The 13108-nt window shown below is 66.5% G+C and carries 7 protein-coding genes; 6 read left to right on the forward strand and 1 reads right to left on the reverse strand.

Features of this window, described 5'->3' with window-relative positions:
• Positions 1-107: 107 nt before the first annotated feature.
• The gene (locus tag Q9Q95_RS12095) at positions 108-3290 is read left to right on the forward strand and encodes an efflux RND transporter permease subunit (RefSeq protein WP_306097331.1); all 3183 of its coding nucleotides are present in this window, start codon (positions 108-110) and stop codon (positions 3288-3290) included.
• A 126-nt stretch (positions 3291-3416) separates the two neighbouring features.
• Positions 3417-4817, forward strand: a complete 1401-nt coding sequence (locus tag Q9Q95_RS12100) for an efflux transporter outer membrane subunit (protein WP_306097334.1) — start codon at positions 3417-3419, stop codon at positions 4815-4817.
• Positions 4818-4905: 88 nt separating this feature from the next.
• Here the strand turns inward: Q9Q95_RS12100 and Q9Q95_RS12105 are convergent, their stop codons facing one another.
• A complete protein-coding gene (locus Q9Q95_RS12105; RefSeq protein WP_306097336.1) occupies positions 4906-6096 on the reverse strand; it encodes a dipeptidase in 1191 nt (396 codons plus the stop codon).
• 245 nt (positions 6097-6341) lie between these two features.
• On the opposite strand from Q9Q95_RS12105, the gene Q9Q95_RS12110 reads away from it, so the two are divergent.
• The 4 genes from Q9Q95_RS12110 (at position 6342) to Q9Q95_RS12125 (ending at position 13097) form a co-directional block, all read left to right on the forward strand.
• The gene (locus Q9Q95_RS12110) at positions 6342-9329 is read left to right on the forward strand and encodes a TonB-dependent receptor (protein ID WP_306097339.1); all 2988 of its coding nucleotides are present in this window, start codon (positions 6342-6344) and stop codon (positions 9327-9329) included.
• 79 nt (positions 9330-9408) lie between these two features.
• Positions 9409-10917, forward strand: a complete 1509-nt coding sequence (locus Q9Q95_RS12115; protein ID WP_306097342.1) for a tryptophan halogenase family protein — start codon at positions 9409-9411, stop codon at positions 10915-10917.
• On the forward strand, positions 10914-12440 hold the full coding sequence (locus Q9Q95_RS12120) for a tryptophan halogenase family protein (RefSeq protein WP_306097344.1): 1527 nt from the start codon (positions 10914-10916) through the stop codon (positions 12438-12440). The genes Q9Q95_RS12115 and Q9Q95_RS12120 overlap by 4 nt, the downstream gene beginning before the upstream one ends.
• Before the next feature lie 12 nt (positions 12441-12452).
• Complete coding sequence (locus Q9Q95_RS12125) at positions 12453-13097, forward strand: hypothetical protein (protein ID WP_306097346.1); 645 nt, start codon at positions 12453-12455, stop codon at positions 13095-13097.
• Positions 13098-13108: the final 11 nt, after the last annotated feature.

Here is a 13108-nt window from a genome sequence, read left to right on the forward strand (position 1 = left end):
CTCGTCGAAGGGCGGCCCGCCACCTGCGCGCCGCCCGCGGCCAGCCGGCCTTCGGCAGGCTCAGGCCGAACGGATTGAATCGAACCCCTCCAACGAGGAGTAGGCCCATGCGCCTCTCACGTTTCTTCATCACGCGCCCGATCTTCGCGGCGGTCATCTCGGTCGTCATCACGATCATCGGCGCGATCGCCTATCTGGCGCTGCCGATCTCGCAATATCCCGACATCGTCCCGCCGACGGTGACGGTCACCGCCGCCTATCCCGGCGCTTCGGCCGAGACGGTTGCCGAAACCGTCGCCGCGCCGATCGAGCAGGAAATCAACGGCGTCGACGACATGCTCTACCAGTCGTCGCAATCGACCGGCGACGGCAACGTCACGATCACCGTGACCTTCAAGTCGGGCACCGATCTCGATGCCGCGCAGGTGCTGGTGCAGAACCGCGTCGCGGTCGCGATCCCGCGCCTCCCCGAAGAGGTGCAGCGGCTCGGCGTGGTCACGCGCAAGACCACCCCGGACTTCCTGATGGTGGTCAATCTGATCTCTCCCGACAATTCGGTCGACCGCAGCTACATCTCGAATTACGCGCTGACCCAGGTCAAGGACCGGCTGGCGCGTATCGAGGGCGTCGGCGACGTCCGCATGTTCGGCGCGCGCGACTATGCGATGCGCGTGTGGATCGATCCGGGCCGTGCCGCCGCGCTCGACCTGACCGCGGGCGACATCGTCCAGGCGCTGCGCGGCCAGAATATCCAGGTTGCCGCCGGCTCGCTCGGCCAGCCGGGCTCCACGCCGAGCGGCAATGCGTTCCAGCTCAACATCGAGACGCACGGCCGCCTCAAGGATCCGGCCGAATTCGGCCAGGTCGTGATCCGCACCGACGCCAGCGGGCGCCAGGTCCGGGTGAGCGACGTCGCGCGGGTCGAACTGGGCGCCGCGGACTATTCGTCGAACACCTATCTCTCCAACCAGCCCACCGTGATCCTCGGCGTCTTCCAGCGCCCGGGCTCGAACGCGCTCGCCTCGGCGCAGGCGATCGAGCACGAGCTCGAGACGATGTCCAAGAACTTCCCCAAGGGCCTCGAATATCGCGTCATCTACAACCCGACCGAGTTCATCGCCCAGTCGATCGACGCGGTCTATCACACGCTGGCCGAGGCGATCCTGCTCGTCGTGCTGGTGGTGATCGTCTTCCTTCAGAAATGGCGTGCGGCGATCATCCCGGTGGTGGCGATCCCGGTCTCGCTGATCGGCACCATGGCGGTGCTGCTGCCGCTCGGTTACTCGCTCAACAACCTCTCGCTGTTCGGCCTCGTGCTGGCGATCGGCATCGTCGTCGACGACGCGATCGTCGTGGTCGAGAATGTCGAGCGCAACCTCGCCCGGGGCATGTCCTCGCTCGAGGCGGCGAAGACCTCGATGGACGAAGTGTCGGGCGCGCTCGTCGCGATCGTCCTCGTGCTGCTCGCAGTGTTCCTGCCGACCCTGTTCCTCAACGGTCTGTCGGGCGCCTTCTACAAGCAGTTTGCCGTGACCATCTCGGCGGCGACCGCGATCTCGCTGCTCGTCTCGCTGACGCTGTCGCCCGCGCTCGCCGCCTTGCTGCTCAAGGGACATGAGGGCGAACCGAAAGGACCGATCTCGCGGCTCGTCAATCGCGGCGCCGACTTGTTCAACCGCGGTTTCGAGCGGCTGAGCGACGGCTATTCGCGGCTGACGCGTGCGCTGGTCACCCGGCCCAAGCGGATGATGGTTACCTATGCCGGTCTGATCGCAGCGACGATCGGCATGTTCTGGGTGACCCCGGTCGGCTTCATCCCGGCGCAGGACCAAGGCTATTTCCTGACCGTGATCCAGCTGCCGCCGGGCTCGTCGCTCGAACGCACCGACGAAGTGATGCGCAAGGTCGTCGCGCGCATCCTGCCGATCAAGGGCGTCAAGGGCTCGGTGATGCTCGCGGGCTTCGACGGCCCGTCGCAGACCCTCGCGCCAAACTCGGCCGCGGCCTATGTGCCCCTGCTTTCCTTCGAGGAGCGCAAGAAGCTCGGCGTCAATTACGCCGGCATCATGAACGAGGCGCGCACGCGCACCGCCGACATCAACGAGGCGATGCTGCTCGTCGTCCCGCCGCCGCTCATTCAGGGCATCGGCTCGGCCGGTGGTTTCCGGCTGATGGTCCAGGATCGTGGCGAGCACGGCTATGACCAACTCGGCAAGACCGCGTTCGGGCTGATCGGCCAGGCCAATCAGACTGCGGGCCTCCAGCAGATCTACACCTTCTTCAACACCGCCACGCCGCGCGTCTTCGCCGATATCGACCGGCGCAAGGCCAATCTGCTCGGCGTCCCGCCCGAGCGGGTATTCGAGGCGCTCAACGTCTATCTCGGTTCGACCTTCGTGAACGACTTCAACATGCTCGGGCGCACCTATCGGGTCACCGCGCAGGCAGATGCGCCGTTCCGTGCCACCGAAGCCGACATCGCCAACCTCAAGACTCGCTCGAATTCGGGCGCGATGGTGCCGATCGGCTCGGTGTCGACCTTCGAGAACAAGACCGGACCGTATCGGGTGACGCGCTACAATCTGTTCCCCGCGGTCGAGGTCGATGGCGACACCGCACCGGGCTACAGCTCGGGCGCCTCGCTCGACTCGATGGAGAAGCTCGCGAGCCAGCTGCCTCCCGGCTACGGCGCCGAATGGACCGGCATCGCCTATCAGCAGAAGATGGCGGGAAGCACCGCGGGTCTCGTGTTCGCACTGGCGGTGCTGTTCGTCTTCCTCGTGCTCGCGGCGCAATATGAGAGCCTGACGATGCCGCTGGCGATCATCCTGATCGTGCCGATGTGTCTGCTCGCGGCCATGGCCGGGGTAAACCTGCGGGGAATGGACAATAATGTCCTCACGCAGATCGGCCTCGTCGTGCTGATCGCGCTCGCCGCCAAGAACGCGATCCTCGTGGTCGAGTTCGCCAAGCAGGCCGAGGACGAGGACGGGCTTTCGCCGGTGGAAGCCGCGATCCGTGCCGCGCGCGATCGCCTGCGGCCGATCCTGATGACGTCGTTCGCGTTCATCCTCGGCGCGGTGCCGCTGCTGATCGCGAGCGGGGCAGGGGCGGAGCTCCGTCAGGCGCTGGGCACGGCGGTGTTCTTCGGAATGATGGGCGTGACCGCGTTCGGTCTGCTCTTCACGCCAACCTTCTACGTCGTCTGCCGCGGGCTTGGACAGCGTCTCGCGCGCAGACGGCGTGGATCGGGCGGGCATGCCGAACCCGTGCTCCAGCCGGCAGAGTAACCAATGACGTCACCCTCACCCTTCCGGCGCCTATGGCGCCTCCCTCCCTCTCCCGACGGGAGAGGGAAGGAGCCCGCCGCCGCAGGCGGTGGAAAGGGTGAGGGCGATTATCAAGGATAACGAAATATGCGCACCCTCTTCGCCACTGCCTCCGCACTCGCGCTCGCCGCGTGCGCCGCCGGCCCCGATTATGTCGCCCCGGTTCACCCGCAGACCGCTGCGGGAAACTTCGTCGCGGCCAGCCCCGCGGTCACCCCCGAGCCCGTCAAGGGCGACTGGTGGCGGCTCTACAACGATCCGGTGCTCGATCAGCTCGTCACCGACGCGCTCGCCGCGAACACCGATGTCCGTGTCGCGGTCGCCCGGATCGCCCGCGCCCGCGCGGTGCTGCGCGGCGCGCGTGCCGATCGGCTGCCGCAGGCGGGCGTGAGCGCCGGCGCCAATTACACCCGCTTGCCCGAGGGCCAGCGCCCGCCCGGCGCCGCGCGGGAAGATTGGCAGATCGATGCCGGGCTGGACGTCTCGTACGAAGTCGATCTGTTCGGCCGCGTCTCGCGCAACATCGAGGCCGGCCGTGGCGACCTTGCCGCCGCCGAGGCCGATGCCGACGCCGTCCGGGTGATCGTCGCCGCCGAGACGGCGCGGGCCTATGCTGATGCCGCCTCCGCCGCCGAGCGGCTCGCGGTGGCCGAGCGTATCGTCAAATTGCTCGATCAGTCGATCGACCTGACCGAGCGCCGCCGCAATGTCGGGCTCGCGACAAGGCTCGATACCGCCCGTATCGGCGCGCTGCGCAACCAGCGTCAGGCCGAAGTCCCTGCGCTCGCCGCCCAGCGCGACGCGGCCTTGTTCCGGCTCGCCACGCTCACCGGCCGCACGCCTGCCGATCTTCCGGACACTGCTCGTGTGCGTACCGAGACGCTCCGCCTCAACCAGCCTATCCCGGTCGGCGACGGGGCGGCGTTGCTCGCCCGCCGCCCCGACATCCGCGCCGCCGAGCGGCGCCTCGCGGCGAACACCGCGCGGATCGGCGTGGCGACCGCCGATCTCTATCCGAAGATCTCGCTGGGCGGCTCGGTCGGGTCGACCGGCAACAATGTCGGCGACATCTTCACCGGCGGGCCGCTGCGCTGGCTGCTCGGCGGGCTGATCAACTGGGCAGTCAATCCCGAACCCGCTCGCGCGCGCATCGCCGCGGCGGAAGCCGATACCCAGGCATCGCTCGCCACCTTCGACGGCGTCGTGCTCGGGGCGCTGCAGGAGACCGAGACCGCGCTTTCGGCCTATGCCCATGCGCTCGAACGGCGCAGCGCGCTGCAGGCGGCGCAGACCGAGGCGCTGGCCGCGGTCAATATCGCCCGCGCCCGCCAACGCGAGGGCGATATCGACTCGCTGGCACTGCTCGATGCCGAACGCACCTTCGCCGATGCCGAGGCGGCGCTGGCGACCGCGGACGCGCAGATCGCCGATACGCAGGTCGATCTGTTCAAGGCGCTCGGTGGAGGATGGCAGACGCCACAAGCATAACCGTGCTCCTGCGAAGGCAGGAGCCCAGGATTACGGACGGGTCGCTTCGTAACTCTGGGCTCCTGCTTTCGCAGGAGCACTGAATTGCTTACCGCCCCTTGCGCTCGTCCGCGATGCGCACCAGCCGGAGTACGTTTCCGCTCCACATCTTCTCGATGTCCGCGGCCGAATAGCCCGCCTGCCGCAGCCGCGCAGTGACCTTGGGCAGCGCATCGATATCCTCGAATCCGGGCACCCCGCCACCGCCGTCCCAATCGGCGCCGAAGCAGACATGGTCGACGCCGGCCACCTCGATCAAATGGAGTACCAGCCGCATATAGGTCTCGAAATCGGCCTGTTGCGACGGCGCGGTCTTCTCGATCTCCCGCAGCCGACGGGTGAGCGTCGCGACTTCCGCGGCGGACAGCCCGAGCTTCCCCGCATCCTCGAGCTTGTCCGAGATTTCCGAGCGTTCGGCATTGGGATTCGATTTGCCGAGATAGGCGGCGTTGGCGCAGATCGCGCCGCCCGAGGCGGCGAGCTTGCGGAGACGCGCATCGTCGAGGTTGCGCGCATGATCGAAGATCGCCTTCGAGCCCGAGTGCGACAGGATCACCGGCGTTTTGGATAGCGCTATCATCTGATCGAGCACCGCGTCCGAAGCGTGGCTCGCGTCGAGCACCATGCCGAGCCGGTTCATCTCGGCGACCCATCGCTTGCCCAGCGGGCTGAGGCCGTTCCATCTGGGCGTGTCGGTCGCCGAATCGGCGAACTGATTGTTGCGGAAATGCACCGGCGACGCCATCCGCACCCCGCGCTTGTAGAATTCGCCGAGCAGCGAGAGGTCCTCGCCCAGCGGGTAGCTGTTCTCGATGCTGATGAAGCCGAAGCGCTTGCCGGCCTTGTCGAGCCGCGCGGGGTCGCTGGCATTGGTCGCCAACCCGATCCGGTCGGGGAATTTGGCGAGAGTCGCATGGATTTCGTCCGAGCGACCGAGCGCGAACGCCTTGGCGGCAGCATAGCCTTCGGGCGTCAGCGGTCCCGATGCGGTATAGATCACGAAGAACCCGCCATCGAGATCGCCTGCGTCCATCCGCCCGAGATCGACCTGTACCGGATCGGTCTCGCGATCGTGGCGCGCGCCGAAATCCCAGCCGGGGCGGCTGAAATGGATCGGGGTGTCAAGGTGCGTGTCGAGCGTCAGCAGCCTCTTGTGCAGGTCTCCATCCTTGCCCGGCGCGGCGCGCGAACTGGCGCAGGCAGTGGTGGCGAGCAGGGCAAGCAGGACGAGCTTCTTCATCGGGCACCTCGGATCAGCGATTTCCCCCTAGGTATGGCGCCGGTGCCGGCACCCGTACAAGCCCACCCGAAAGCGCCCCACCATAGCCCTTCTGCATATTGCAATAGCTACTTGTATATGAAAAATGTTAGCGCTAATAAATATGACGGTCACCCCGCCCATCAGAGGCCGGGGGGCGCTACGGAGGGGTTTCGCGCGGTATCGGGCCGTGCGCTTCCTTTCCGTGAACGAGGAGGGGGAGAGTGATGGTTGAGGTTCGTTCCGGGCTTCGCGGGTCGCGCGCAAAGCGGATCCGCTGCGGTGTTTCCACGCTGGCGCTTGCCGCGACCGGCTGGGTCGCTCCCGCCTTCGCCGCCGACGACCCGCCGGCGATGCCGCCGCAGGAGCAGGCCGCGCCCGCGGCGGGGCAGGAAGAGATCATCGTCACCGGCATCCGCGCCTCGCTGACCAGCGCGCGCAACATCAAGCGCAATGCCGACCAGATCGTCGATTCGGTGACGGCGCAGGACATCGGCGCGCTTCCCGACCGCTCGGTTTCCGAGGCGCTCCAGCGCATTCCGGGGATCACGCTTCAGCGCACCAACGAGAATCGCGATCCGGCACGGCTCGCGGCCGAGGGCGGCGGGGTGTTCGTCCGCGGGCTCTCGTCGGTCCGCTCGGAGACCAATGGCCGCGACGTCTTCTCGGCGAACAATGGCCGCGGGCTGAGCTTCGAGGATGTCTCGCCCGATCTCTATGCCGGCATCGACGTCTACAAGAATCCGTCGGCCGAGATGATCGAAGGCGGCATCGGCGGGATCGTCGATCTGCGCACGCGCAAGCCGTTCGACAGCGAAGGCCAGGTCATCGCCTTGTCGGGCGACTATAACTACGCCGACATGCGCGACAAAGGCTATTGGTCGGGCAACGCGCTGTACAGCAATCGCTGGGATGTCGGGCTCGGCGAGGTGGGCATCCTGCTCTCGGCCAGCGTCAACAATATCGGCAACCGTACCGACAGCATCCAGCTCGGCACCTATACCGTACGCGCGAATGGCGGCGCGCCTTCGGGCTTCCAGAACATCCTCGTTCCCTCTTCGCTGGGCTGGCGCCGGATCGACTGGGAGCAGAAGCGCACCGCGTTCAACGGGTCGGTCCAGTTCCGCCCGGATCCCGACATGACCTTCACCTTCGAAGGCTTCATCGCCTCGGCGGATCCGAAGGACATAGAGCATGCCGAAGGCGTCTATCAGCTGCCCGATTACGACAGCACGTATCAGGTCAATGACACCGGTGTTCTCGAGGTCGGCACCTATCGCAACGCCAATATGGACCTCGACACCCGCTACGGCGAATCGCACAAGGTCACCCGCGATTTCTCGATCAACTGGAAGTGGACGCCGGGCGATCATTGGGCGTTCAGCGCCGACGTCCAGCGCATCTCCTCGACTTCGGACGTGCTCAGCTTCACGGCGTTCACCGAATTCGGCGTCGCCGGCGCCGATCTGACCAATCCCGGCTTCGATCCGCGCCGTCCCAACATCGCCTTCGATCTGCGCGGCAATTCGCCGAGCGTCACGGTCACCGAGAACGGCGCCTCGCTGGCCAGCGCCAATAATTATTGGTGGGCGGCGGCGATGGATCATCTCGAGGACAATAGCGCCGGCTCCTGGGCCGAGCGCGCCGACGTCGAGTACAAGTTCGACGACGACAGCTTCCTCCGCTCGTTCCGCGCCGGCATCCGCGCGACCGACCGGCAGGCCGTCACCCGGCAGACGGGCTACAATTGGGGCCTGTTGTCGATGCAATATTGGATGGCCGGGGGGAATCCGGTCTATATCAACCAGACCGGCTCGCCGGCCAATTCGGGGCTGCCCAACCAGACCGAGCAATTCAATTACGACGATTTCTTTCGCGGCAGTATCGGCGTCCCCGGGGTCGGCTGGTTCCCCACCGCCGATCTGCTGACCAACGGCACCGCCAATGCCTACAGCTATCTGCGCTCGACCCAGACCGCGGGCTGGGGCTGGGCACCGCTCACCGAGGATAGCTACGCAAATGCCAATCCGGGGGCGGACAATGTCCTCGGCGGGGTGGCGACCCAGCGCGAGAAGACGCTCGCCGGCTATGGCATGCTGCGCTTCGGCACGGGCGCGCTGGACGGCAATATCGGCGTCCGCGTCGTCCGCACCCGCAACGAGGCGGTCGGCTATCTGAGCATCGGCACGATCACCTCGCCGTGCATCGCCTTGCCGTCGACACCCGGCTGCTCGGGCCTCGCCGGGGTGCTCGCATTCGCGAACAACGGCGCCGGCGGACGGCTGTCGAACGCGACCTATCGCAACAGCTATACCGACGTGCTGCCGACGCTCAATCTGCGCTACAAGGTGACCGACCAGCTGCAACTGCGCTTCGCCGCCGGCAAGGCGATGGTGCGGCCCAATTTCTCGCAGCTGCGGCCCTATGCCTCGCTGGGCTTTACGCTCAATGCCGCGGGTACCGCCTTGCTGCCGCAGCCGCTGGGGCTGACCGGGCTGGCGGGAAATCCCTACCTCAAACCGACCAAGTCGACCCAGTTCGATTTCAGCGCCGAATATTATTTCGGCCGCTCGAACAGCCTGACCTTCGCGGCCTTTTACAAGGACATCAAGGACTACATCATCACCGGCAATGCCGATGAGACCTTCACCAGCAACGGCCAGACGCTGACCTTCAACGTCGCACGCGCGGTCAATGGCGAACATGGCAAGATCAAGGGCGTCGAGCTCGCCTACACCCAATTCTTCGACATGCTGCCGGGGGCGCTCGGCGGGCTCGGTTTTCAGGGCAACGTCACCTGGATCGACAGCAGCGGCGGCGCCAACCAGCCGGTCAACACGCTCGACCCCAACCAGACCAACAACGCCCGCGACACCACCCTGCCGCTCGAGGGACTGTCGAAATGGAGCTACAATCTTGCCGCGATCTACGAAAAATACGGCGTTTCGGCGCGGGTCGCCTATAATTGGCGCTCCGAATATCTGCTGACCACATCGGCGGCCAACCTCAACGCGCCGGTCTGGTCGGAGGATTACGGCCAGCTCGACGCCTCGCTCCTCTTCAGCATCACGGACAATATCAAGATCGGCGTGCAAGGCACCAATCTGCTCAACACGCGCACGTTCCTGGACGTCGGAGGTGCGGTCCTCCATCCGCGCTACAGCTGGACCGATACCGACAGGCGCATCGCCGGTATTATTCGGGCCAGCTTCTGATCCCAGAAACTCGGCGGCGCTCTCTCGGGGGCGCCGCCGCTCTTTTCTGGCCGCCGCGTCCCGCCTAGTCTCGAGAGCCATGTCCGATCAGGCCATCAGATCGATCCTCATCGTAGGCGGCGGAACCGCCGGCTGGATCAGTGCGGCGGTGCTGTCGCGCTTTCTCGATCCGACGCGCTGCAATATCACCCTGATCGAGTCCGAAGAGATCGGCACGATCGGCGTCGGCGAGGCGACCGTGCCGCTGATGCAGCACCTCAACGGCCTGCTCGGCGTGGACGAGCGCGAATTCGTCAAGGCGACGCAAGGCTCGTTCAAGCTCGGCATCGCATTTCGCGACTGGGGCCGGATCGGCGACACCTTTTTCCACGGTTTCGGCGATTATGGCGATGCGATCGAAGGCGTCGCCCCGCACCACCATTGGCTCAAGCTGCGCGGCGAAGGCGATCCGACGCCGATCGACGACTACAGCCTGCCCTACGCGATGGCACGTCGCGGACGCTTCGCGCCACCGTCGCCCGATCCGGCGAGCCAGCAGCATTTCTATCGCTACGCCTTCCACTTCGACGCCTTGCTCTACGCCCGGTTTCTGCGTCGCTATGCCGAAGCGCGGGGCGTCCGCCGGATCGAGGGCAGGGTGGTCGACACCGAGATCGACGCCGGGAGCGGCCGCATCGCCGCAGTCGTCGCTGCCGACGGCCAGCGTCACGCCGCCGATCTGTTCATCGATTGTTCGGGGTTTCGCGGACTGCTGATCGAGGAGGCGCTGAACACCGGCTATGACGACTGGCGCCACTGGCTGCCCTGCGACAGCGCCGTCGTCGCGCCGAGCGCGCTGACCGGTCCGCCGGCACCCTATACGCTTTCCACCGCGCGCGAGGCGGGCTGGCAATGGCGGATCCCGCTCCAGCACCGGATGGGCAATGGCTATGTCTATTCGACCCGGTTCACCGACGACGCACGCGCGCGCGAGCTTTTCACTGCGAATGTCGAAGGCGAGCTCCTCTCCGATCCGCGCGTGCTGCGCTTCACCACCGGACGGCGGCGGCAATTCTGGAGCCGCAATTGCGTCGCGATCGGGCTGGCCGGCGGCTTCATGGAGCCGCTCGAATCGACCAGCATCCAGCTGATCCAGACCGGGATCGCGCGACTGATCGAGTATTTCCCCGACCGCAACTGGGATCCGCGCATCGCCGAGGAATATAATCGCGTCACCGCCAGCGAGTTCGAGCGGATCCGCGACTTCCTGATCCTGCATTATTGCCTGACCCGCCGCGACGACGCACCGCTCTGGGAGCATTGCCGGACGATGGAGCTGCCCGACACGCTCCGCCACAAGATCGAGATATTCCGCGCGACAGGCCGGGTGCCGTTGCTCGCCGAGGAATCCTATCAGGAGCCGAGCTGGGTCGCGATCCTTGCGGGCAATGGCTTTCTGCCGGATCGCTATGACCCGCTGGTCGATCGGCTCGATCCCGAACGGCTTCGTGCCGGGCTCGCGCACCGCCGCCAGAGCCTCGCGCGCGCTGCCGAGGCGATGCCGCCGCACGAACTGTTCATCGAGCGCTGTTGCCGGGCCGCGGCGTGAGCGACCACCCCATCCGCTCGATCCTGATCGCCGGCGGCGGCACAGCGGGCTGGATGGCGGCGGCGGCCCTGTCGGTGGCGTTCAAGCCGCATCAGTGCCGGATCGTTCTGGTCGAATCCGACGAGATCGGCACGATCGGCGTCGGCGAGGCGACGATCCCGCCGATCCAGCTGTTCAACAAGCTGCTCGGCGTGGACGAACGCGAGTTCGTGCGCGAGACCCAAGGCACCTTCAAGCTCGGCATCGAGTTCGCCGGCTGGCTGCGCGAGGGGCACCGCTATTTCCATCCGTTCGGCCGCTATGGCGACGATTTCGGCCTCGCGCCCTTCCACCAGCATTGGCAGCGCGCCCGTACATTGGGCAGCACCACGCCGGTCGACGCGTGGTCGCTCAACCATCAGGCGGCGTATCGCGGCAGGTTCGAGATCCCGACGCCGGGGTCGGGCGGGGTCTTCTCCACTTTCTCCTGGGCCTATCATTTCGATGCCGCGCTTTATGCGCGCTATTTGCGCAGGCTGGCCGAGGGACGCGGCGTCGAGCGGCTCGAAGGCAAGATCGCCGATGTGGCGTTGCGCCCGGAAAACGGCTTCGTCGATCGCCTGGTGCTCGCCGACGGCCGCGCACTCGCCGCCGATCTGTTTATCGACTGTACCGGTTTTCGTGGGCTGATCACCGAAGCGCTCGATACCGGGTACGAGGATTGGACGCATTGGCTGCCCTGCGATCGCGCGCTCGCGGTGCCCTGCGCGCGGGTTGCGGACCCGATCCCCTATACGCGGGCGACTGCGCGGCCGGCGGGCTGGCAATGGCGCATCCCGCTCCAGCACCGCACCGGCAACGGTCAGGTCTATTGCAGCGGCGCGATCTCCGACGACGACGTCCATGCCAGTCTGCTCGCCAATCTCGACGGCGCGCCCGAGGCCGATCCGCGCCAGCTCCGCTTCACCACCGGGCGTCGTCGTCGCGCGTGGAATCGCAATTGCATCGCGCTCGGGCTGGCATCGGGCTTTCTCGAGCCGCTCGAATCGACCAGCATCCATTTGATTCAGACCGGCATCTCGAAGCTGCTGGCATGGTTCCCAGATCGCAATTTCGATCCGATGGTGGCGCAGGAATATAATCGTCTGGTCGATGCCGAGATGGAGTCGATCCGCGACTTCCTCGTGCTGCATTATCACGCGAACGAACGCGCGGAGCCGTTCTGGCGACAATGCCGCGACATGCCTATTCCCGATACGCTCGCCGCGAAAATGGCGATGTTCCGCGCCAATGGCCGGCTGATCGAGCGCCCGCATGATCTTTTCCATCCCCCGAGCTGGCTTGCGGTGTTGCTGGGGCAGGGCGTGCACCCCGCGACGCACGATCCGCTTGCCGACACCGTCGCGCCGCAGGAGCTTGCCGCGATTCTGGGCGGGATGCGGCAAGTGATCGACCAGACCGCCCAACGCATGCCCACGCACCAGCAATTCATCGATCGCCATTGCCGCGCCGCTGCGCGCACGCCGATCCCGCTCGCATCCTGAGGAGCCCCTGACATGAAGATGTGCTTCCTGATCCCACTGCTGGTGGCCGGCGCCGCAGCGCCGCGCGCGGCCGCAATGCCGCAGGAAATCGCCAAGGGGATCGAATCCGCCAAGGCGACCGGCGCGGTCAGCATCAGCGCCGATTCTGCGCTGTCGGACGGGCGGCTCGTGCTGCGCGTCGCCGCACAGAACCGGACCCGGGTGCCGGCCGCCTTCGGTCCGGCCTCGATCCGTATCGCAACGGCGTCGGGCGAGGTCGTGGCGGTGCAGTCGCTCGCGTCGCTGATCGCCGAGGCGCGCGCGGCTGCCGGAATGGAAATCGAGGCACTTCCCGCGGCGCCGGCGGGGCCGGCGATCCTGACCAACAATAGCGGCCAGAAGGACGTCAGCGGCTATACCGGGGGAATGGGCGCGCCGGTCGCGCAGCCGTCTCGAAAGCGTAAGCCCAAGGCAGCCGAGGTCGCGGCTGCCGAGGCGCGGATCGCAGCGTTGAAGGCCAGCATCCTCGCCGACACCGTCATCGCCCCGGGCCAGCTGGCGGCCGGGCAGTTGGTCACCGAGAAGATCAGGTTTCCCAACAAGCGCGAGCGCGGGCTGGTGGTGACGGTCACGCTCGCCGGCGAGGAGCACCGCTTCACGTTCGACGCACCCCGGTGAAATCCTCTCCC

It is taken from the genome of Sphingomonas sp. DG1-23 (genome assembly GCF_030730875.1).
In the GTDB taxonomy this organism is placed as follows: Bacteria; Pseudomonadota; Alphaproteobacteria; order Sphingomonadales; family Sphingomonadaceae; genus Sphingomonas.